The sequence below is a fragment of the Lunatimonas sp. genome (genome assembly GCF_020832325.1).
Taxonomy (GTDB): domain Bacteria; phylum Bacteroidota; class Bacteroidia; order Cytophagales; family Cyclobacteriaceae; genus Lunatimonas.
The window spans coordinates 112125-135005 of record NZ_JAFIEU010000022.1; the positions used below are offsets into that span (position 1 = coordinate 112125).

Annotated in this window: 22 protein-coding genes; 13 read left to right on the plus strand and 9 right to left on the minus strand. The window is 46.3% G+C overall.

The window, feature by feature from the left end:
• Positions 1-21: 21 nt before the first annotated feature.
• The 3 genes from JJU34_RS08760 to JJU34_RS08770 all read right to left on the minus strand — a co-directional run bounded on the left by JJU34_RS08760 (position 22) and on the right by JJU34_RS08770 (position 5338).
• The gene (locus JJU34_RS08760; RefSeq protein WP_228691968.1) at positions 22-1341 is read right to left on the minus strand and encodes a gluconate:H+ symporter; all 1320 of its coding nucleotides are present in this window, start codon (positions 1339-1341) and stop codon (positions 22-24) included.
• Positions 1342-1422: 81 nt separating this feature from the next.
• A complete protein-coding gene (locus JJU34_RS08765; RefSeq protein ID WP_228691969.1) occupies positions 1423-3051 on the minus strand; it encodes a hypothetical protein in 1629 nt (542 codons plus the stop codon).
• Positions 3052-3217: 166 nt separating this feature from the next.
• The gene (locus JJU34_RS08770) at positions 3218-5338 is read right to left on the minus strand and encodes a T9SS type A sorting domain-containing protein (protein WP_228691970.1); all 2121 of its coding nucleotides are present in this window, start codon (positions 5336-5338) and stop codon (positions 3218-3220) included.
• A 489-nt stretch (positions 5339-5827) separates the two neighbouring features.
• Here JJU34_RS08770 and JJU34_RS08775 point away from each other — a divergent pair, with 489 nt between their 5' ends.
• The 4 genes from JJU34_RS08775 to JJU34_RS08790 are packed head-to-tail and all read left to right on the plus strand — an operon-like array spanning position 5828 to position 10200.
• Positions 5828-7018 carry a DUF4105 domain-containing protein gene (locus tag JJU34_RS08775; RefSeq protein ID WP_228691971.1) on the plus strand — a complete coding sequence of 397 codons (1191 nt, stop codon included), beginning with the start codon at positions 5828-5830 and terminating at the stop codon, positions 7016-7018.
• A gap of 60 nt (positions 7019-7078) precedes the next feature.
• Positions 7079-9115: an excinuclease ABC subunit UvrB gene (uvrB, locus tag JJU34_RS08780; protein WP_228691972.1), complete on the plus strand. Its 2037-nt coding sequence runs from the start codon at positions 7079-7081 to the stop codon at positions 9113-9115.
• 1 nt (position 9116) lies between these two features.
• On the plus strand, positions 9117-9554 hold the full coding sequence (locus tag JJU34_RS08785; protein ID WP_228691973.1) for a hypothetical protein: 438 nt from the start codon (positions 9117-9119) through the stop codon (positions 9552-9554).
• 4 nt (positions 9555-9558) lie between these two features.
• Complete coding sequence (locus tag JJU34_RS08790) at positions 9559-10200, plus strand: ATP-binding protein (protein ID WP_228691974.1); 642 nt, start codon at positions 9559-9561, stop codon at positions 10198-10200.
• Here JJU34_RS08790 and JJU34_RS08795 read toward each other — a convergent pair.
• A complete protein-coding gene (locus tag JJU34_RS08795; RefSeq protein ID WP_228691975.1) occupies positions 10181-10693 on the minus strand; it encodes a regulatory protein RecX in 513 nt (170 codons plus the stop codon). The genes JJU34_RS08790 and JJU34_RS08795 overlap by 20 nt on opposite strands.
• 70 nt (positions 10694-10763) lie before the next feature.
• On the opposite strand from JJU34_RS08795, the gene tpiA reads away from it, so the two are divergent.
• Both tpiA and prmA read left to right on the plus strand, forming a co-directional pair.
• Entirely contained in the window at positions 10764-11525 is a 762-nt protein-coding gene (tpiA, locus tag JJU34_RS08800) for a triose-phosphate isomerase (protein ID WP_228691976.1), read from the plus strand.
• Between the two features lie 86 nt (positions 11526-11611).
• Positions 11612-12439 (plus strand): 50S ribosomal protein L11 methyltransferase, encoded by an 828-nt coding sequence (gene prmA, locus JJU34_RS08805; protein WP_228691977.1) that lies wholly within the window; start codon positions 11612-11614, stop codon positions 12437-12439.
• A 43-nt stretch (positions 12440-12482) separates the two neighbouring features.
• Here prmA and JJU34_RS08810 read toward each other — a convergent pair whose 3' ends face one another.
• Together JJU34_RS08810 and JJU34_RS08815 are read right to left on the minus strand one after the other, a co-directional pair.
• Complete coding sequence (locus JJU34_RS08810) at positions 12483-13832, minus strand: DUF4270 family protein (protein WP_228691978.1); 1350 nt, start codon at positions 13830-13832, stop codon at positions 12483-12485.
• Positions 13822-14637, minus strand: coding sequence for a glycogen/starch synthase (locus JJU34_RS08815; protein WP_209331014.1), 816 nt, complete (start codon positions 14635-14637; stop codon positions 13822-13824). The genes JJU34_RS08810 and JJU34_RS08815 overlap by 11 nt, the downstream gene beginning before the upstream one ends.
• A 127-nt stretch (positions 14638-14764) precedes the next feature.
• Between JJU34_RS08815 and panC the strand changes: the two genes are divergently transcribed.
• The 6 genes from panC to JJU34_RS08845 all read left to right on the plus strand — a co-directional run bounded on the left by panC (position 14765) and on the right by JJU34_RS08845 (position 20014).
• Positions 14765-15610: a pantoate--beta-alanine ligase gene (gene panC, locus JJU34_RS08820; protein ID WP_228691979.1), complete on the plus strand. Its 846-nt coding sequence runs from the start codon at positions 14765-14767 to the stop codon at positions 15608-15610.
• Between the two features lie 8 nt (positions 15611-15618).
• Positions 15619-15963, plus strand: a complete 345-nt coding sequence (gene panD, locus JJU34_RS08825) for an aspartate 1-decarboxylase (RefSeq protein WP_228691980.1) — start codon at positions 15619-15621, stop codon at positions 15961-15963.
• Positions 15964-15967: 4 nt separating this feature from the next.
• Positions 15968-16987 carry a flippase-like domain-containing protein gene (locus JJU34_RS08830; protein ID WP_228691981.1) on the plus strand — a complete coding sequence of 340 codons (1020 nt, stop codon included), beginning with the start codon at positions 15968-15970 and terminating at the stop codon, positions 16985-16987.
• A 21-nt stretch (positions 16988-17008) separates the two neighbouring features.
• Positions 17009-17701 (plus strand): zinc metallopeptidase, encoded by a 693-nt coding sequence (locus tag JJU34_RS08835; protein WP_228691982.1) that lies wholly within the window; start codon positions 17009-17011, stop codon positions 17699-17701.
• A 100-nt stretch (positions 17702-17801) separates the two neighbouring features.
• Positions 17802-18941 (plus strand): acyl-CoA dehydrogenase, encoded by a 1140-nt coding sequence (locus JJU34_RS08840; RefSeq protein WP_228691983.1) that lies wholly within the window; start codon positions 17802-17804, stop codon positions 18939-18941.
• Positions 18942-19081: 140 nt separating this feature from the next.
• Positions 19082-20014, plus strand: a complete 933-nt coding sequence (locus JJU34_RS08845; RefSeq protein WP_209331020.1) for a helix-turn-helix domain-containing protein — start codon at positions 19082-19084, stop codon at positions 20012-20014.
• Here the strand turns inward: JJU34_RS08845 and JJU34_RS08850 are convergent.
• Genes JJU34_RS08850 through JJU34_RS08860 form a run of 3 tightly spaced genes read right to left on the minus strand, consistent with a single transcriptional unit; the run spans position 19994 to position 21440 of the window.
• Positions 19994-20773, minus strand: a complete 780-nt coding sequence (locus tag JJU34_RS08850; protein ID WP_228691984.1) for a geranylgeranylglyceryl/heptaprenylglyceryl phosphate synthase — start codon at positions 20771-20773, stop codon at positions 19994-19996. The two genes, JJU34_RS08845 and JJU34_RS08850, sit on opposite strands and share 21 nt — an antisense overlap.
• Positions 20757-21086, minus strand: coding sequence for a hypothetical protein (locus tag JJU34_RS08855; protein WP_228691985.1), 330 nt, complete (start codon positions 21084-21086; stop codon positions 20757-20759). Before JJU34_RS08855 ends, JJU34_RS08850 begins: the two co-directional genes overlap by 17 nt.
• Positions 21087-21440, minus strand: a complete 354-nt coding sequence (locus tag JJU34_RS08860) for a phage holin family protein (protein WP_228691986.1) — start codon at positions 21438-21440, stop codon at positions 21087-21089.
• A 93-nt stretch (positions 21441-21533) separates the two neighbouring features.
• On the opposite strand from JJU34_RS08860, the gene JJU34_RS08865 reads away from it, so the two are divergent.
• Entirely contained in the window at positions 21534-22826 is a 1293-nt protein-coding gene (locus JJU34_RS08865; RefSeq protein ID WP_228691987.1) for a hypothetical protein, read from the plus strand.
• Positions 22827-22881 lie beyond the last annotated feature (55 nt).

A 22881-nucleotide genomic window follows, 5' to 3' on the forward strand; every position in this document is an offset into this window, starting at 1 on the left:
TTTGTTTATTTTCTCACGAAGTTAAAGAATTAAATCCATAGCCAAAACCCCAAAAAGGCCCCCGATCGCAGCAACCGTCTCTACCAGGGACCAAGAAAGCAAGGTTTGTTTGACGGAAAGGTTGAAGTATTCCTTCACTAACCAAAAGCCTCCATCGTTGAAATGGGAAAAAATCAAACTACCGGATCCAATGGCCAAGACCATCAGGTTAGGGTTTACGTCACCGGCACCGACCAGCGGTCCGATTATCCCGGCAGCTGTAAGTGCTGCCACAGTTGCTGAACCTACGGATATCCGGATGATCGCTGCTATCAGCCACCCAAGTAACAAGGGGTGGGTATTCCAATCTTCCATCGCTGTGGCAATATCGGCACTGATGCCGCTGGAGACCAACACTTCCTTGAATGCGCCCGCTCCAGCTATAATTAATATGACCAAGGCAATATCCTTCACTGCTTTGCCATAGCCATCCATCACGGAGACAATGGTTCTGCCTTTACGAAGTCCCAAACTAACCGTGGCCCATAACAAAGAAAATAGCATTACGATACCCGGATCGCCCACAAAAGCTAGAAAAGTATAGGTAGAAGAATCCGAGTCCACACGCAATAAAATTAACGATGTCGCAATCAGCAGAAAAACTGGCAACAAAGCAGAAACCAAACTATTGCCTAGCGAAGGAAGCGCCTCCGAAGGCTTCGCTTCTCCTCTGAACGCATCCAGGGGAACCACTTCCATAGTTCGAATCCAAGGTAGCCGGGCCAACCCAGGACCAGCCAACAAGATGACCGGAACAGCAATTATCAACCCATATATCAATGTCAACCCCATATTGGCATCAAACTGCGCAACCAAGGCAACAGGAGCAGGGTGGGGTGGAAGCAGCCCATGGGTAACCGACAGTGCGGCAAGCATAGGAACACCGATAAACATGGCGGGTATTTTATATTGGTACGAAACGGTAAAAACCAATGGTACCAAAAGGACAAAGCCCACGTTAAAAAAAAGCGGGATGCCTACTACAAAAGCAGTCACGGTGATTGCCCAATGGATACGGTGTTGGCCAAAAAGCCTCATCAAAAACTCCGCGATGCGTTGTGCAGCCCCGCTATCGGCGACGATTTTTCCAAGCATCGCGCCAAGAGTAATGATGATGACTAGTCCGCCCAGCAAATCGCCGATTCCTTTTTGAACAGCTCCCATGATCGCATCTAAGGGGATTCCCAACAATATCCCCGCCACCACCGAAACTAATAAGAAGGAAATGAAGGGCTCCACCTTGAACCACACGATAAATAGAACCAATAAAATAATGCTGATACCGATAGCTAGAAAACCCATGGGAAGATTTGGTTGCAAAAACGAATTTTCGAAAAATTACACCATTCCCGACGAAAACCCTATCCGATCATCATAAAATAGCTACTTCTTTACCCATTTGATGGTTTCCACTCTTTCAGCAATCATCACTTGGATTAGGTAAAAACCTGTATCCAGCTCCCTAGCGGCATCCAAAAATACCGGCTTTATCTCTCCTAATAGTCCTTCCAGTTGAAGCAACAGATTCCCATTGCCAGCCTTGACCCAAATCGCCCCCAATTGCTTTTCTTGAATGCTAGATAGGCTTATCCCGATATTTCCGCCCAAATAGGGATTTGGATAAATCCGAATGCCCTGAGGGACCAAACTGGGTCTACTCAACTTAAACACTTCACTGGTAGAAGATTGCCCGTCCAAATCGACTTGACTGATTTGGTAATAGACGTTAGCCAGCTCTGGGAGATTTGCGTCAAAAAACCTGTAAGTAGCCGGGCCGTTCGAATAGTGCGCCCCGGGTATTTCTCCTAAAACGTTAAAGGACTTTCCCCCATCGGTAGAACGCCATACCTGAAACTTCTCGTTGTTTTTTTCCTGTGCCACAGACCAAGTGATATTTGCGCCCCAGTCAGTTTCTTCTGCTTGCACCCCGAGCCATTTCACAGGTAGACTGGTAATCACTTCTATCGTCACAGACCCATAAGCCGAATTTGATAAGTTCCCTCTTTCAGTTATCCGGTAGTTAATCACATAGGTTCCTGCTTCGGCGTCAGGAGAGACATCCACCGAACCGTCTTCATTGAGTCGCACCCATCCGTTTGGTTCTTGGTTAAGCGCCAAAAGTATCACCGTTTCGGGTGTGGCTGGTTGCTCCTTTAGTTCATCGTTGAGCAGTACATTGACAACGTTCTTTACTCCCGGAGGGGTCTCCAGAACAACATCATCGCGCACATAAATGGAATTTCGGAAAAATACGATCTTTCCATCCGCTCCGTCCACGTTGATGACTCGAAATCCATAGATAGCTTCATTGGTGCCAAATAGCTGGGGAGAAAAAACCACCAAATGCTGGGGCTGAGTAGGGTAGTTTCCTTGATTCACGATCCGGGTGTTCCAAGGATAACCTCTAAGCTGAATCGTCTGAGCAGAAGCAATTGGCTGTCCGTTCACATCCAACGCTTGAAAATTCATGTGGCTGTTGCCATCCCGCTCCGAAACCACCAAATAACCGGACTTCGGTACTTCGACTGGATAAATGACATCCATAAACACTTCATTAGCAGGGATACTACTGCCACCAATATCCCAGTAAGATCGAAAATCGGGTGTAGAGACCACCTCTTCGATGGCTTGGGCAAACCCCGAATTCATGTGGTTGATGTATGTTCCGTCATATTTCGCCACGCCTACGCCGTTGGCCGCAATTTGTGCAGTACCTAACCGGGGATGCAAATTGGTAACCAGTGGAGTCCTCGTGGTAGCAAATATCTCCGTGCCATCGGCCAATAGGATCGTCTCTACCACCACAGGTGACCGATCAGGGAGTGGGTTACTGCGGGAAGCCAAGTCTGTTGTCTGTATGGTCAACACACCCTCAACCAAAAGCCTGATTTCTTGGATGGGTATTTGGTTTTCGGTCTGATTGACCACTACCTGACCATGAACACCTAACAGACCTCCTGCTAAGATGTATATGACTACGAACATCCGTATGATCATCCATCCCGTTTTCATGGCAATACCTGTAAAAAACTGTATTTACGCGCCTACTTCGCTGAAATAGACACATTCATTGTTATGTAAAAATACGTAGAATGATAAAATAAAAATAGATTTTTCAGGTATATTTCAGTATTTTATTTTATAAAGTAGTTTTTTATATGTGAAATACAAAATATGATCAATATTTCTTAAGCCACTTTAGACTCTGCGAATTTCCCTCTTTTAATAAGTGAAAAATGTAGATTCCTTGGCTGAATTCCGTCAGGGTCGAAACGATATCCATCACCTCCTGCTGACTTCCCAATACCCGATCCACCCACATCTTTCCCCTGCTGTCATAGACTAGCAACCGCGTATCACCTCGCATATACTGCTGCGGAAGAATCAAATTTACCTCTCCAGAAAAATAGGGATTTGGAAAGATCATTGCCTCGGCTTGGTTTCGCCTACCAGCAAGGGTTACTGCAAACACTGGACTTTCACTTGTGGAACCGCCTTGCTCCGACGCGATAAGCTGATAATAAACCCGCACTCCGGAAACACCTATCAAAGAATCTAAAACATAAAATAACCCTCCCTGCCTAACTAATTCGTCACTATCTACCTCCAAAACATCATAAAACGACTCCCCTGCATCTAAGGATCGCATTAGCCTGAACCGAGTACCCTCCTTTACCTGAGTTTGCCAAGCAACCTGAACACCATGGTCCACCTCTGTAGCAGAAAAATGTACCCATTCCAAGGGAAGGATACTTAACGCCTCAGTGCTAGCCAACGCAAAGGTCGCATCTGCCAGATCCCCAAACTCCAATAGTCTTCCTGCCCACAGACTTGTATTCAAAACCACGGACTCCATATGCAGACCAGGAGCTACCTCACCGTCACCGGAAATCCGTAGGTCGGTATGATCGTTTAACACCATGTCATCGCCCTGAATCCAAATTTCCAGCACTCCTTCATGATCTCCCGAGTGATTTATAACAAAATGACTGTTCAGATAGTAAACGATTTCCTTTCCGTCATGATCTATCAGCCCTGTTCCATTTCCCACGCCCGCTTGCTGACGATATGCGACGGAAAGGTCCTGATTGCTTGGTACCGAACTAGCTATCAGCCTCAACTTCCTTGGGCTACCCAATACCTCGTCAAAAAACGGAAGGATACCATTGAAATCATCCAAATTCTCGGGGAGATTGTGTTGAACCAGTGCATGTAGATTTTTCCAATAGCCACCCTCGTAGCGGTAACTACCCACCATAGAGGTGTTCAGCAGCAATCGATTTCCCTGAAAATCCATGTCTCCCGCTACCATGTCAAAGTCTCTCATAACCTCCATGTCCTGTGCAATACGTACCAATCCTCCCGATTTAGCTACAGACAAATCCGTCACCCGGAAACTTTCCCAATCGATACGCTGATCAATGCCTCCCGCTAAGGTCAGTGAGGTACCTCCATCAAGCACAGCACCTCCATCCACCAAAAAATCCCCTCGGAGAATCAATTCCGCTGGAAGCAACTTGGAGCCATCTCCCTCAAAACCCAACGAATGGTAGGTGCGGATTTCTTGACTTGCTGCAAAGGTCTTAGTCAAAAAACGCTGCGCACCCGTACCCTCATATCTGTAGACAACCGTTCCATCCAACTGCACATTTGCGGCCTCCAATTGAGGTCGCTCTCCCAAAAGTACTAACTCAGCACCCTCTTCCAGCCAAAACTCGGCTGCAGGACGTGCAGTAGTCCTGCGCAAAATCTGACCGGAACCCGCGGAAGCCTCGGAAATAAGGCGGGCTTCGGAACGAACAACCAACCCGCCATAGGCACCGGTCCCGAAACTATCGTGAATATTAAAGGAAAACGTCGAGGTAGCAGGCATTCCATCGGTATTGACAGTCTGATACACGGTGCCACTTTCAACGATAAATGCGTTTGCCTTAAATCCTGCATTCACGGTTAGCACTTCCCCGGGATCGGGATTAAAGCGTACCGTGAATCTGCTATAACTTGTCAATCCACTCCAAGAACTTCTATCTACCACGATACGGGATTCCCCTCGAAACACCAATGAACCCTGCTCCGGGTAGATCCAATCTGTGGAAGGATGCGCATTGTTATGCAGGACCCATTCCCCATCCAGATCCTCGCCAAAACTTCGCAATGCCCCATAAATATCCAAATCAAAATGCTGTAGGTTAAGCTTTTTCCCGGGAGATTCCCCCTGCCCAAACAAGTACAGGTTATTCACCTCAGCGGGTTCGCTAAGCCTCACCTCATGGCCTCGCAAGATGAACACATCGTTCATTCGGGCTGGCGGTATTGTAGCCGGAATCCAAATGCCCTCTAGGTAAACTTCCCAAGTAATCGGATCCCCCCAATCCCCAGCCTCACCAACCGGAAGCGCAGTTCTATACGTATCGGAATTGGGATTAATTTGCTGAGAAAAGGATGGACATGCCCATACTAGGACCAAGGCTCCAACTAAAAGAACTAGCTTGGAACATAAAAAACACCTTAATAACGATATGTACACCAATACATCCATATTAAGATAGAAAAGTCAATAAATTTATGCATTTCAATCTTTCTTGTCAATCAAATAATATTTTTTTTATGCAAAAAATTTTCTGTCGAGAGGAATTTAGGCATTGTGTTAAAAGCGGGGTACCACCCACCACGATAACGGGAGCAATCCATCCCAAAAAACCATTTATTTCCTGTAAATTTGCGAATGGTCCGTCGTGCCTAATCTGGTATAGTTAGACCATCAGCATGAAAATTTCCGTTGACACCCATGATTTCCAGAGCCTATCTCCTTGTTCCATTGATTTTTCTAGGGCTGTCCTTCGGGGCTTTAGAAGCAACCGCGCAAGATTATCAAATCAGCCTGATCACCTGCGATCCGGGCGACGAACTCTATTCAACCTTTGGTCATAGTGCCATCCGGGTGCTAGACAAAACATCCGGAACCGACTTGGTATACAACTACGGAACCTTTGACTTTAACACACCTTTTTTCTACGTAAAATTCAGCCGAAGAACCTTAGACTACCAATTAGCCCTCACGACGTTTGAGCAATTTCTGTATGAATACAACTATTTTAAACGCAGCGTTCGGGAACAGGTGCTAGATCTGTCTCCAAGGCAGACAGCGGAAATCTTGCAGTTCCTGCGTATCAACTACCAACCAGAGAACCGAAAATACCGATACGATTTTTTCTTTGACAACTGTGCCACCCGGATCAGGGACATGATGGAGTCGGTGTTGGGCAATAACCTCGAATGGAATGAACCGGAAGCTGGGGAGCGAAAATCCTTCCGCCAACTGATTGATGAATACGTGTACCCGCTTCCTTGGTCCGACTTGGGTATAGACCTAGCATTGGGCGCAGTGATAGATCGGGAAGCACGAGAGCACGAAAAGCTCTTTCTACCGGATTACTTGGAGGCGGCAGTTGCCCGAGCAGACGTGGTGGGTGACGGCCCGCGTAGGTCTTTGGTAAAAGAGACCCACGTTATCTATGACTTTCCCGACAGGGAAATTGCCTTTAGCCTGTTAAATCCCTATATCATCCTTTGGGTGGTAGCAATCTTCATCGCAGTAATTACCTTTTTAGGCTTTAAGCGAAAAAAACTGTACGCCTCCATAGACATCGTGCTTTTTGGAGCCTTGGGAATTCTGGGAATCGTGATCGTATACCTTTGGTTCTTTACAGAGCATTCCCAAACAAAGATGAACTGGAACCTCCTGTGGGCTTTTCCCTTTCACTTGTTAGTTGCATTCATGTTGACGAGAAGAAAGAATCCCTCCTGGCTAAAAAAATATTTGCTATTTGCCCTGATAATTGCCGACTTGGGACTGATCCTGTGGCTGGTTGGTGTACAATCCTTTCACCCCAGCGTCTTACCGCTGTTACTGGCAACCATTCTAAGGAGTAATTTTCTATATTACCACTTGGACAAGTGGATGTTGGCAAAGAACTGATCGTTTATTCAAACTATTCTGCCTGCAAGAAGCGTTATAGTTACCTAACAATGCCTCACCATGGGATTTAAGATTATCTCAGACTACCAGCCTACCGGAGATCAGCCTACTGCTATACATTCTCTCGTGGAGGGCATACAGAATAACGAACCAGCACAGGTGCTTCTGGGTGTCACTGGATCTGGAAAGACATTCACCGTAGCAAATGTGATCCAGCAAGTGGAAAAACCCACGCTAGTGCTTAGCCACAATAAGACCCTTGCCGCGCAATTGTACGGGGAGTTTAAGCAGTTTTTTCCTGAAAATGCGGTTGAATACTTCATTTCCTACTACGACTATTATCAGCCGGAGGCCTATATCCCAACCAGTGGCACGTACATCGAGAAGGACCTATCGATAAACGATGAAATCGAAAAATTAAGACTTTCCGCTACTTCGGCATTGTTATCTGGCAGGAGAGATGTCATCGTGGTGGCTTCGGTGTCCTGTATCTACGGCATTGGAAACCCGGAAGAGTTTGGAAAGAACGTAATTCATTTGCAAGAAGGGGATCGGGTTCCAAGAAACCAGCTGCTATACAAGCTGGTGGAAGTTTTGTACAGCCGCTCCAGTGCAGAGTTTACCAGGGGTACTTTTCGGGTGAAGGGTGACACCGTGGATATCTTTGTTGCCTATGCCGATTTCGCCTACCGCATATACTTTTGGGGTGATGAGATTGAGGCCATTCAACGTATAGATCCGGAATCTGGGAAAAAACTGGCTGATGAAAAAATCATCACCATCTATCCGGCAAATCTATTTGTCACCGGAAGGGATGTGCTCGACCAGGCCATTCACGAGATTCAGGATGACTTGGTGGCACAAGTTTCGTTTTTCGAACGGGATATGAAGCTGATGGAAGCAAAACGGCTGAAGGAACGGACGGAATTTGATCTGGAGATGATCCGTGAACTGGGCTACTGTTCGGGAGTGGAAAACTACTCCAGGTATTTTGACCGCAGACTCCCAGGAAGCCGGCCTTTCTGCCTATTGGATTACTTTCCGGAGGACTACTTATTGGTCATCGACGAAAGCCATGTCACCGTGCCGCAAGTAAGAGCCATGTGGGGGGGCGACCGCTCCAGAAAGGCGAATCTGGTGGAGTATGGATTTCGATTACCCTCTGCCATGGATAACAGACCGTTGAAATTTGAAGAGTTTGAGGCGCTATCAAATCAGGTCATCTATGTGAGTGCCACACCTGCCGACTACGAACTCACCAGATCTGGGGGCGTGGTGGTGGAACAGATCATCCGACCCACCGGCCTATTAGATCCAATCATCGAGGTGCGGCCCAGTGCAAACCAGATTGACGACCTGTTGGAGGAAATCGACCAGACCATATCCGAAGAGGCCAGAGTATTGGTAACTACGCTAACCAAGCGGATGGCGGAAGAATTGCAGAAGTTTTTGGAGCGTGCCGGGGTAAAATCCCGGTATATTCATTCAGAAGTAAAACCACTCGATCGGGTCGAGATCCTCAGGGAGCTGCGTCTCGGAGTGTTTGATGTCTTGGTCGGCGTAAATCTGTTGCGGGAGGGACTGGACTTGCCGGAGGTATCGCTCGTAGCCATCCTGGATGCAGACAAGGAGGGTTTTCTTCGTAATGAACGAAGCCTAGTTCAGACCATAGGCAGGGCAGCACGGAATGAAAAGGGCAGAGTGATCATGTATGCGGACAAGGTCACCGATTCCATGCAGGTGGCCATTGAAGAAACCAACCGAAGGCGTTCTAGGCAGCAGGCCTATAACGAAGAACACGGTATTACTCCCAAGACTGTAATAAAGTCCAGGGAGAAGATTATGGGTCAGACCAAAGTGGCGGACAGTAAACGGAATGCAAAGGTATATGCCGAGGACTTGCACACTGAAAATGGTGTGGCCGCCGATCCGGTGGTTCAATACCTCAGTAAAGACAAGCTGGAAAAACTTGTACAGCAGACCCAAAAACGCATGGAAACAGCAGCAAAAGAATTGAATTTCATGGAAGCAGCGAGGCTGCGGGACGAGTGGCAAGGATTGAAAAACCGATTGGAAGAACTAAACCGGGGAATTTAATATGAAGTATTGGAGCGCACTTTTGACATTAACCCTCATCGCTTGCACCGCGTACGAGACTCAGGCACAGCAGGCAGAGGGAAGTATCCTCCTATCCGGAGCCTTGGACCTAGCAAAAACCGACGCTCCGGGCGTCATAAGACGATATCAGATCGGCATGGAGGGAAATTATTTTTACCGACACAACCTATCCTTTTCCGGCGGTTACGAGTTTAATCATTCATACAGCAACCAAGTGACGTTGGGGTCTAGGTTTTATCCCTTGGAGAAACTCTTCATTCGGGCTAGGGGATTAGTAGGGTCCCGGTCCGATTTCGCGGCAGGTGCCGGTTACACGCATAATATCAGCTATCGGGTGAGACTGGAAGGAATGGCAGACTACTATGTTGCCACGAATGTGTTTGGACTAAGGGCAGGTATTGGAATATTGATTAACTGATCACATGGGACTCCGGGAAATCATCAAATTGGCTTCGGAGGGCGAGGGGCTTAGGCTGGAATTTAAGAAGAAAGCAGCGCATCCCGAGAAAATCGTCCGGGAAATCATTGCCCTTGCAAATACCGAGGGGGGATACCTACTTATTGGCGTAGACGATGATGGTACTGTCAGTGGTCAGCGGTATATCGAAGAAGAAATCTTCGTGATGGATAAGGCAATAGCTGAATTGATCCATCCACCACTCCACGTGGAAAAGGAGGTACTTCATCTGAACCCTAAAAAAGGTGTCGCCATATACCGCATCGAAAAAAGCGCTTGTCGTCCCCACTTCCTTTTTGAAAACAACCGAAAAAAAGCGTATGTGAGGGTGGAAGACCGAAGTATTCAGGCCAGCAAAGAAGTATGGGAAATCCTAAAACGACAAAAACGAGACGAAAACATTGTCTTCCACTTTGGAAAGAAGGAGCGCATTTTGATGCAGGCGTTGGAAGAGAACACCACCATCACGGTAAAGGAGTTTATGCGGCTCGCAAAAATCCCCATCTTCATTGCCTCCAAGACGCTGATCAAGCTTGTATTGGCAAATGTCCTTCAGGTCATTCCTAAGGAAAATGAAGACCTGTTCGTCATGAAGGCTGCTGGCTGAGGCGGTCGATGATTTCTCGGATTAGCTCATTTTCAAATCCCCTAAAAGCCAGAAAACGCTGGACCTTGGCCTTTTTCGTAAACAAATTAGATTCGTGTGTCGCCTGCCATTTTCGTTCGGCAAGGCTATTCAGTACCTGTAGGTAGTCTTCGGTTTCAATCAACTCCATCCCAAACCGAATCAACTCATCGGAAATACCCCGGAGTTTCAGTTCCTGCCGAATTCTCACTCTGCCCCACTTCTTTATCGAAAAACGACCCCGCACAAAGGCCTCTACAAAGCGTCTTTCATCAAAAAAACCCTCCTCAGAAAGCCTACGTACCACTACATCTATCTGCGTATCAGGCAGCTCCATCTCTTCCAATTTAGCCCTTACTTCGGATTCACAACGCTCCTGATAGGCACAATAAGAGGCAACTCGCTCCCACACCGCAGAGGGTACCGACTCGAAACTAGCCATTTGGCCAAGGTTTTCTTTTTCTGGAAGGGACATTTTATGTACTTTTGAAGATGGTAACGAAACATACCAAGTTTCAAATATATAAAACGTTATAGAAATTATCATGCGAAAAAAAATAGTAGCCGGTAACTGGAAGATGAATTTAACCCAAACGGAGGGCCAAAAACTTACATCTGAAATTGTAAATATGATAAAAGATGAATCCACCCAAGATGTATCCGTGGTTTTAAATCCTCCATTTGTACATTTACAAGGAGTTCAAAAATTGATTGATGGAGCAAGTAATATACACCTCGGTGCTCAAAACTGCTCGGACAAAGCCTCCGGCGCCTACACCGGCGAAGTTTCCGCATCCATGCTGGCCTCTTTCGGTGTGTCTTATGTCATCATCGGCCATAGCGAGCGCCGCGAGTATTTCGGTGAAACGAATGCCATGCTTACAGACAAGGTTAAACTTGCCCTAGAAAATGGATTGACCCCAATTTTCTGTTGCGGAGAACCGCTAGATATCCGTGAAGATGGAACCCATTTGGCCTATGTGACCAATCAACTTACCGAAAGTTTGTTCGGTTTTGGGGAAGAAGACATTAAAAAACTGGTCATCGCCTACGAGCCCATCTGGGCAATCGGTACCGGGAAAACTGCATCTTCCGACCAAGCACAGGAAATGCATGCTGGAATACGGGAACACCTCGCTTCGAAGTATGGAACGGAAATCGCAGACAACCTCTCCATTCTATACGGGGGCAGTTGCAAGCCGGACAATGCCAAAGACATCTTTTCAAAACCGGATGTAGACGGGGGCTTGATTGGAGGGGCTTCCCTTAAGTCTCGGGACTTTACAGATATTGTCACTTCATTCTAACACATCTTCGTCCTTCCCTCAAAGCTTGGATAAAAAAAGTGCCTAGTGCGCTTTATTGTATCCAAGCTTTTTTAATTTCCGACACCATGGATTACATAAAATACACCATTTCCTGCTCCCCTTCTTTGGGAGAAATCTTGATGGCCGAACTGGCAGAAATCGGTTTTGAGTCCTTCATTGAAACCGACACTGGCATTGAAGCATACATCGGCGAAGCCCTTTTAAACGCAGACGCATTTGAGCAGGTGGTGAATAGGTACAAGAAACAGGAACCGATCGCCTTTGAAATGGAAGAAATGCCTCGGATAAATTGGAACGAGGAATGGGAAAAAAACTACGACCCTATTTTAGTAGATGAGGCTATCTATGTGAGGGCATCCTTTCACCCAAAACGAGAGGACGTTTCCCACGAGATTATCATTAATCCAAAAATGTCATTCGGAACAGGACACCATGCAACTACCTACCTGATGCTTAAGCTACTCTTAGGTGTTCCGGTAGCTGATAGGCGGGTATTGGATGCGGGATCCGGAACCGGCATCTTGGCCATTATGGCACACCGCCTGGGAGCGGCTGAGGTGGAAGCCTTTGACATCGACGATTGGTGTGTGGAAAATGGAAACGAAAATTTCCAAATAAACGGTATCGACAGCATCAACATGGGATTGGGAACCATCCGGGAAGTGGCTCCCAAAGGCACCTTTGATATCATTTTAGCCAATATCAACAAAAATGTACTCCTGGACGAAATGGGAGAGTATGCCCGTCTATTGAGTCCCTCAGGCCGTCTACTGCTCAGTGGCTTCTACGAATCCGATATCCCAGACCTGCTAACCTGTGCAGCGACTTTCAAGCTTACGCTTCAAGCACAACAAAGCAGAAACGATTGGGCAGCCTTGGTCCTTTCGAACTAATAAAGATGAAGAAAGTGTCGATCCAATCAAAAAAAGTCCGGATTTACCGGACTTTGGTATAATAGACTTTCAATACAATACGGTCTTTGTTCACTTTGTATTGACGCAGAGATCGCTTCGACTCATCCGAGGTTACCGGATTGTTCTGAGTGCTAGGAAAATTCGGATAGAGCATCAAATCCGTTCGTATCAAACCATCCCGATACAACGCATTCACATACGAAGTAACCTGGTTTCTAAAGACCCTCGTTTCTTCGTTCAGGTTGAGCGAATTCTGGCTTCCAGCCGATGGAACAATATTTCCAGCCTGATCACGGCTTGTTTGGCTCGCCCCCTCCGACTGAACGGCTATCACGGCTCCATCAAAACGTCGGTACAATCGGTTATTTTCTCCTGAAAAAAACATCACCATGTTTCGCGTGGGCCATTTAAACTCCGGGTATTCCTCAATGGGGCCCACTTCAAGCAGGATTTGATTGAAGGTGGTACTTTCCAAGGTATCTAGGAACGTTTCGAGCGCTTGGGTATTTAATTTGACAAAAAGTCCCAAGGTAGATTTTCCACCTACTAAATTGCCGGGTACGTCGTAGGCCACACCCCTTTCGGTAATTACTTCCGTGGGGGTGCCATTGCGGTCACTGGTGACACCTACAAAGTGCCTCGACTGCAACGTCGAAATCGGGAAACTTCTGGATACCGTATCTTCATCGTAGTGATAGTAAAGCATCATGCCCGTACCATTGCCCACGGCAACAGATACACTGGTGTTTTCCTCTGGATTTCCCTTAATGGCTATACCGGGAAAATATTCCCTAAAATTAAAAATATTCGAAAATGCCGGGTCACTATTCGTCAGCTTATCAAATAGCTCCCCCGCCAAGTCTGGATTCAATGGCATACGCAGCGTATTCACGGTGTCAGGGCGTAGTGAAAAGGAGCCCCCTGCAATCGTCTCATCTGAGAACCTCAAACTATTGAAATTGTAATAGGAAGTATCCAGTATGGGCTCTTCCAGCCGATGTACACTGAACGTCTTTGGCTGATCGAAATCCACCCCGAAGACCGACTGTACGTTTATGGTAAACACTGCCGAGTCAAAAATAGCCTCTGCATTGGGCTTGGCGGCATTGGGGTTATAGGAAAGACGACTGTATCCGATTGCTTCGGTTTTGCCAAAGAAATCATCCACATCCCCTCCGATAACCAGTCTACCCTGACTAGTGGTGTTAAAAGAATCATACAATACCATAGAAGCAGAAAGGGGTATTTCTGCGTAGAAAACCCCTATCTGATTGGTGCTTGGGTCCAGAACTAACCCTATCTCGGATGGGTCCGTACAAGAACCCGCTAGATGTAAGACGATAAATAAACTGGCTGCCAGCTTAGCCGGCAAGTTCTGTGTAAATATTGTAATAGCTCTCGAAAAGCTGTTCTTCTTCCTCACTATTGATTTCAAACTTTTTATCATTATTGGCATTTTCTTCGATTAAGTGAGTAAAGGTACCGGATGCGTCCTCACCTCTTATGACCACGTCTGCGTAGGCCATTCCAAGCTTGAGAAACCCTTCATAGTCCTTTGATTTGAGCGGAGCGAGTAACTGATCGTCTATATCGACCATTTTGATCTTCTCAAACAAATCATCGCCAAATTTATGACTAAATCCGTTATTATACATAGCGAACACGGATTTTGTCTCTTTAAACAATGGCTCGTTTCGGTAAGTAGTCTTCAAATACAGCGGAATCAAACTAGTCATCCAGTCATTGCAGTGAACAACATCCGGAGCCCATCCCAGTTTTTTAACGGTCTCTATCACACCCTTACAGAAGAAAATGGCTCTTTCGTCATTGTCCTCATAAAATTTATCGTGTTTGTCAAAGAAAACGCTTTTTCGTTGAAAATAGTCTTCGTTGTCAATGAAATAAACTTGCAACTTTGCATTGGGAATGGATGCTACCTTGATTATCAATGGCTTCTCTTCCTCGCCTACGGAAATATTGATACCCGAAAGCCGGACAACTTCGTGCAACCGGTTCTTTCGCTCATTGATCAAACCAAATCTTGGAACAAGAATACGGATTTCCATTCCTTTTTCCTGCATCGCCTGAGGCAGTGCCCGTACGAAATTGGCCACTTCCGAGGTTTGAAGAAAAGGGTTGATTTCACTGGCTACGTAGAGGATACGAAGTTTAGACATATCTTGTGTGTTTTGTTTAGGGATATAACGGGACTACAAATTTACAAAAAAAATTACTGAAATCCATGGTTTTTATTTTTTATCGTATACTTTTGCAGCTATTTTCCTAAACTGAACCCACAGAACGTTGGAAGTAGTAAAGCAGATTTCGGAACTGAAAAGGCTATTAAAACCCCTCAGAGGGCGTTCTAGGTCGGTTTCGCTGGTTCCTACCATGGGAGCACTTCACCAAGGTCACATACACCTAGTACGTCAGGCACGAGCAGAAAGCGAATTTGTAGTCGTCAGCATTTTTGTTAACCCCACGCAGTTCAATAATCCTTCAGATCTGGCCCAATACCCCAGAACACTGTCTGCTGACCTTTCGCTCTTGGAGGCAGAAGGGGTGGACGTGGTCTTCGTCCCGGAAACCGGTGAAATGTATCCTTCAGAAGTAAACGTAACGTTTCATTTTCCAGGTTTGGACGAGGTATTGGAGGGTGCTTTTCGACCCGGACACTTTAACGGTGTGGCCATTGTAGTTTCCAAACTTTTTCATATCATCCAGCCAGACATAGCCTATTTTGGGCAGAAAGACCTACAGCAGGTCAGCATCATCCGCCGATTGGTGCGCGACCTCCATTTTGACCTTCACATCCAAGTAGTTCCCACCGTCCGAGAGGAAGACGGCCTGGCACTATCCTCCAGGAACCTACGCCTAACGCCTACCCAAAGACAGCAGGCGTTATCCCTGTACCAATGTCTCGAATCCGCAAAAACTGAACTTTCAGGCGGTAATCCTTGGTTTGATACCAAAACTCGGCTGGAAGGCGAGTTTTGCAGATCAAAGGACGTGCAGCTGGAATACCTTGCTTTGGTAGATTTAGAGGATTTTCGGCTGTCGGAAGTCCGAAAACCAGAAATAAAGCAAAGCATTTGCATAGCTGCTTATGTAGGTGACGTCCGATTAATAGACAATATCATACTGGACTAGAAAAAATAATGCATATCCAACTATTGAAATCAAAGATTCACCGGGTGAAAATCACACAGGCGGAGCTTCACTATGTAGGCAGTATCACCATCGACGAAGACTTGATGGACGCGGCAAACATTCTTGAAAACGAAAAAGTCCAGGTAGTGAACATCAACAATGGAGAGCGGCTGGAAACCTATGTGATCAAGGGAGAACGCGGAAGCGGGCAGGTTTGCTTAAACGGGCCCGCCGCCCGAAAAGCACAGGTAGGGGATGTGGTCATAATTATTACCTATTGCTCGATGTCAGTGACTGAAGCAAAAACCTACCAGCCAGTGGTTGTCTTTCCCGATGAATACAACCGACTATAACTAGGTGCGATTAACTGTAAAGCAACTTATTCAACTTTTTATTTCCCTAGCGGTGGCATTAGGGATCTTTGCCTTTGTATATCGGGACCTCGATGCTGCGCAGCTAAAGTATGCCTTGGGCCAAACCTCTTTTTTTTGGGTAGGTTTTTCCATCCTCCTTTCATTGTTTGGTTATTGGCTAAGGGCATGGAGATGGAAACTACTCATCGATGCCACAGGCGAAGGACACCTTAAGACCTCCACTTCATTCTGGGCGTTGATGTTTGGTTATCTGGTAAACCTCCTACTCCCCCGTGCAGGGGAAGTAGCCCGTTGTGCCGCGCTTAAACAGACAAATCAACTAAAAATGGGGTCGCTATTGGGCACAGTGGTGTTGGAGCGAACCGTGGATTTTGGGTTTATGTTGGTGTTGGTTTTCCTGGCATTTACCTTGGAGGCTCGGGTTTTTCTCAAAATCTTCCAACAGCTCTTTTCCAGCGAACACCTTCTAAATATCTCGGCAACCCAGGTACTAGCTTCCATCGGAGTGGTATTGATTTTGGGCATAGCCCTTTGGATGGTCTACCGCCGACTTCAGGGAAGCGCTATTATGTCAAAGTTTCAGGGTTTTTTCCGCCAATTTGTCACTGGGGTAAAGAGCATTTCAAACCTGCGAAGTCCGAGTGGATTTTGGATTTCTTCTGTAGGAATTTGGGTAATCTATTACGCCATGATGTATTTTATCACCTGGTCCATGGACAGCACAGCCTCATTGTCAGCCTCTTCGGTATTGATGGTGCTGGTAATGGGCAGTATTGGTATGGTCGCGCCGGTGCAGGGAGGCATAGGCACCTTCCATGCCTTGGTTGCCTTTATCCTCTTCTTTTATGGCATAGCAGAATCAGAAGGCAAGATATTTGCGTTGATCGTTCACGGTTCTCAAGTCGCTACTGTACTGATTGTAGGATTAGTCAGCGTACTGATGTTGGGAAAATTAACTTGGAAAATCAAACCTCCATTGGGGTCATTACGTAAGGATGTGTAGTTTAAAATAATAAAGAGAAAGATGATTCTGATACTGATTGTAGTTGTATTTGGCATATTGGGGTATGCTGTCAGCAGCAAATTGAAAAATAAATTTAAAGAATACTCCCAAATAGCGCTACGAGCCAATCTTTCCGGAAAGGAGATTGCAGAACTGATGTTAGCTGACCACAATATACATAATGTGGCAGTGAACTGTGTGGACGGTCAGCTTACCGACCATTACAACCCCATGGACAGGTCCGTGAATCTCAGCCCGGACGTCTACTATGGAAGAAATGCCGCTGCGACTGCGGTGGCAGCCCACGAATGTGGACACGCGGTGCAGCATGCCACGAGTTATAGCTGGCTGCAGTTGCGTTCTACGCTTGTACCTATTCAGAATGTGAGTGGCAAGATCCTAAATATTGTACTAATAGGTGCATTATTCGGAGGGATTGCACTCTTTGGCCTTCCTTATGAGGCCGTGGGTGCCATAGTCGTTGGTTCATATGGTGTACTGACCCTCTTTTCTCTTGTTACATTGCCTGTAGAGTTTGATGCGAGTAGAAGGGCATTGGCTTGGGTAAAAACAAGAAATATTGTGACCCCTCAAGAATACGGTATGTCCAAAGATGCACTCAAGTGGGCAGCTATGACCTACGTGGTCGCTGCAATGGCCTCTTTGGCCACGCTAGCCTATTATGCATTTATCTTCTTTGGAAACAGAGACTAACACTACAGTGAAAGTTAAACCAACTTATTTCATATAAAGGGGCAAGAAATTGTCCCTTTATTTTTTTTTGTTTAGATTCCGAGAAAAAATAACCATTTTTATGACATTTGATTTAACAGAGGAACATTTGGCAGTGAAAGAGGCTGCAAGAGAGTTCGCTCAGAGCCATCTCCTTCCAGATGCGATTGAACGAGACACAGAAAGCCGCTTTCCCAAAACACAGGTACAACTGATGGGTGAGCTTGGCTTTATGGGTATGATGGCTCCCGCTGAATACCTTGGTGGCGGGATGGATACCATCTCCTATGTAATCGCCATGGAGGAGATTTCTAAAATTGACGCTTCCGCCGCTGTGATCATGTCCGTAAACAATTCCCTTGTTTGCTGGGGACTGGAGAAATACGGTAATAAATACCAAAAAGACAACTACCTAAAACCCTTGGCATCCGGAAAGAAATTAGGTGCTTTTTGCCTCTCCGAGCCGGAAGCTGGCTCAGACGCTACCTCTCAAAAAACCACCGCCAACCGTCAAGGGGACCACTACATCATCAACGGCACCAAAAACTGGATTACCAACGGGGGAACAGCAGACATCTATTTGGTCATTGCGCAGACAGATCCGGCAAAGGGACACCGTGGCATATCCGCTTTCATTGTAGAAAAGGGAGTGGAGGGATTTATCGTTGGCAAAAAAGAAGATAAATTAGGCATACGCTCCTCTGATACCCATTCTTTGATGTTCACCGACGTAAAGGTACCTGTTGAAAACCGGATTGGAGAAGAAGGATTCGGGTTTAAGTTTGCCATGGAGACACTCAATGGCGGTCGCATCGGTATCGCTGCACAAGCGTTGGGGATTGCAAGCGGGGCGTATGAATTGTCCTTGGCTTATTCCAAAGAGCGTAAAGCATTTGGCAAACCGATTAGCGAACATCAAGCCATCCAATTCAAGCTGGCGGACATGGCAACCAAAATTGAAGCTGCTAGGCTATTGGTGTACCAGGCTGCCTGGCTAAAGGATCAGGGTATGGATTATGCCCAAGCCAGCGCAATGGCAAAACTGTATGCCTCGGAGGTCGCTATGGAGGTAACGGTAGAAGCTGTACAAATCCATGGCGGATATGGATATGTCAAAGAATATCATGTCGAAAGGCTCATGAGAGATGCAAAAATCACCCAAATTTACGAAGGAACTTCAGAGATTCAAAAAATAGTGATATCTCGAAACCTATTAAGATAATTATCTTTTGGTAGGCATCTGAAAAATAAATATAAATTTTTATATCATTGTTTAGTTTATTTTAATTTTTTGTTTAATATTGTCTTCGTAACACAGAAAAAACCAATACTTTTAACAAACTCAACCTAAAGACACCTGTCATGGAATATTACAATAAGGTAATAGAATCAGTCGGAGTGCGATATTTAAGGGGCAATAACTACAAAATCGAACGCCCTGTGACTGTCGTAGACTACCTGGACAATGAAAACACCATCATTCTCCTACACCGCGGCAACCTACATTTTGGGGATGACCAAGAGACTGTAAATGAGGGAGAACTATTGTTTATCCCGGCCGGAAGATCCACCAAAGTTTCTTTTGGAACCGTAACCAAACGCAACGAGACTTCGAATGAAAGCTTCATTGAGAGCAAGAAGAAGTATCTTCAAACAATCAGCTTCAAGGAAATCAAAAATCTGGAAGACGACTGCGTCACTACGGTAAACTTTGAAGCGAAGGTTTTCGACGTAGTAAATTTCTTCAATTCATTGGGTATACCGCCATTCGTCATCCGATTCAACGATCGAATAGCTTCCATAGCAGAAGACATCGTAAAAGAATCGGAGCAAACGACTCCGGGAAAAGAGCGCGTTACCAAGCTTTACACGGAACTGCTCGTGGTTGAAATTGTACGGCATATTCTGAAAAATAGACTATTTGTTGAGGAACTGTCTACCAACAGCACCTACTTCAAAGATCCGAGGTTGATCGATATGTTCAACTATATCAAGAAGAACATCGGAGGTGACTTGTCAAACAAAGTTTTGGCAAAGGTTGCGAACGTATCCGAGGACTACGTGGGACAATACTTCAAAATGCTGACAGGAATTAATCCACAAGATTACATTGAATACCAACGCATGGAGGCTGCCGTGGACCTGTTGCGGACGACCAAGAAGAGCATCCGGGACATTGGAAAAGAGGTCGGATACAAAGATACTGCGTATTTCTGTAGGCGATTCAAGATGATGTACGGCCTGCCTGCGGGAAAAATGAGACGACGAGAGTCCCTAATTAACGTTCAGGGATAAATTGAATACTTCCAAACAATGCAAAACCTCGACGAAAAAATCGGGGTTTTTTTGTGCAGCATTTCCGATAACCACCCAATCTGCGCCAGCTTTCCATGCAGCTTTTGCCTTATCAATCGAATCAATCCCTCCGCCGACTATGAGCGGACAAGGTACGTCGCTGCTGACGGCCCGTATAATTTCACTAGAGACGGGGTTAACTGCTCCACTACCGGCCTCCAGGTACATGAACTGCATACCCAAAAAGTACCCCGCTAAGGCGGTTGCTACCGCAAGATCAGGTTTATCGTTGGGCAGAGGGACACTTTGACTCATATAATGTACGCTACTTATCTTTCCACCATCTACTAGCAGGTAACCGGTGGGCAGTATCTCCAAGTTGGACGCGGCCAGTAGAGGTGCGGCGGCCACTTGCTGACCGATAAGCAGATCCGGATTTCTTCCCGAGATCAACGAGATGAAGAGGACACCGTCGGCATTAGGAGCCAGCTGCAATACACTGCCCGGAAAAAGCAACACCGGTAAGGATTGCGAAACTGCTCGGATCCGGTCTATCACCGACGACACGTTTTCCTTCTGAACCAAACTTCCACCCACTAGGATTATCAAAGGGGTATAGGTTCCCACCTTTTCCATCACTTTTTCGAAGCGATCACCCGGCCAAGTATCGTCAGGGTCTATCAAAAAAGCTACCCCTTTCTTTCCCGTCTTACGTAATGCCCGGATACGTTCGCCTACCCGGTTATTGCTCGTTGGCATGCTCGGCCTCCATTTTTTCCTGCACCTTCCGAATAAGCGCCTGCTTGCCAAAATCCAACGCAAGCCAAAACATCCTACTTTTCAGGTTGCCCCAAAAAGAGTATCCTTTCTTTTTCGATTTCTTCTTTTTCTTCCCCTTGGCCGCCGGTTTGGAGCGCGTTAGGCGGTAGGCAGTGGCTGTTACCAACCCCGAAACCAGGGCTATGCCCGCAATTTTGAGGTAAACATCGGAATCCTTTTTTACCAGTTCCAACTGTTTTTGGAGGGTTTGCTCCAGTTCCTCCGATTGTTTCTCTAGGTCAAATAGGCTCATCTACCGGGATCTTTTTTGCTTAAACAAGAAAATAAATTTCGTAAGGCCACTTTTTAAAGTGGTCTGGAGCGACAAGGTATTGCGGATTAAATATAACAAGAAGAGCACTAGCAGGTAAACTCCACCCACGGTCAAAAAACCCAAGTAGACACTTTCCATCTTCTCGGCTAGAAAGAAGGCCAACGCAATGCTGCCGAATAGCAGGACCATCACACCAGTCATCACCATTAGGATCAAAACAACCACCCGCGTAATGATGGTAGTCAGGTCATCGGCAAATTTACTGATTGCAATTTTTATCCTTACCTCAACGAGCTTCTTGAGGGTTTCAACTATTTCGGAAAGATTCATCATGTTTATTTTTGGCGAATAGTACTAGTTACTAATTTAATGCGAATATCACAAAAACCGCGCTGGAAATCTCAAATTTCGTAATTTGGAAGCTCGATGAGACAAGTTACCGCATTCTTATTCACTGCCATGCTTATTTGGAGTATTTCCATAGAGGTAGCAGCGCAAAACCGTCCTCTGCGGGTTTTTCTCAACGACGACAGCACTTCCTACGCAGGCGTTCGTATCAACGGGCAACTGTGGGCACGGTATAATTACAACAACCCCGGCACCCTGATTAATGGGGAAGAAGCTTCCCGCTTTTTTGACATTTCGGTGCGGAGGCTTCGGTTTCAAACCTATGCCAGACTCAATGATCGAACCAACGTAACGCTCACACTGGGGCAAAACAATATCAACTACCTGACGGCACGATCGGGAGAAATCCGACTATTGGACTTTTACATAGACCACCGCCTCCACAAATACCTGACTGTCGGTGGTGGCCAATCAGGATGGAACGGCGTATCCCGCTTCGCTTCCCCCCATACCGGACGCATGCTTACGCTGGATGTCCCGGCAGTGGTGATGCCTACCATCAACCAAACCGACAACATCCTCCGAAAACTGAGCGCCTACGTAAATGGGCAATGGGAAAAATGGGATTATCGATTGGTATTTAGCCGACCCTACGCACCCGTGGCAAATACACGGATTGGGCAGGTATCCAGTTTCTCCTATGTGAAAAGTGGTGTACAGACCGCCGCATACGTCAAATACCAATTTTTTGAACACGAAACTTTGGTGTCCCCATTTCATGTGGGCACCTACGATGGTAATCGAAAGGTTTTGGCACTTGGTGCCGGCTTCGAAACCCAACAAAAGGCCATGTGGCATTTGAATGATGCAGCAGATACTGTACTAACGCCCATGAATATGCTGGCCGTGGATTTGTTTGGAGAGATACCCCTGGCCCGTAAACGAGCTGCAACCTTTTATGCAGGGTATTTCTACTATGACTTTGGTCCCGACTATATCCGGATTATTGGATTAAACAACGTGGGCGGTGGTACGACCACGGCCGGAACCTTCAGTGGAACCGGCAATGCATGGCCGGCTATCGGCACAGGACACATCGGATACTTCCAACTGGGATACCTATTCGGATCACCCAAAAAGAAAGAAAAATGGCAACCTTTTATATCCGGTCAATACGCCAACTACGCCCGCTTAAACGAAGCTGTTACTTTTTTCGAAGGTGGTATCAACCTACTGCTGGATGGCCAACGCTCCAAACTCAGCCTGGCCGTCCAAAACCGGCCCGTCTTCGACGAAATCAGTCCCGAAGTTTTTAAACAGGTCATCCGAAAAAACACCTTTATACTACAGTACCAAATTCGGCTGGAATAGTCATCCAATTGCCCCTCGAAAGGCTGATAACCCAAGATATCAGATTCCGAAATCC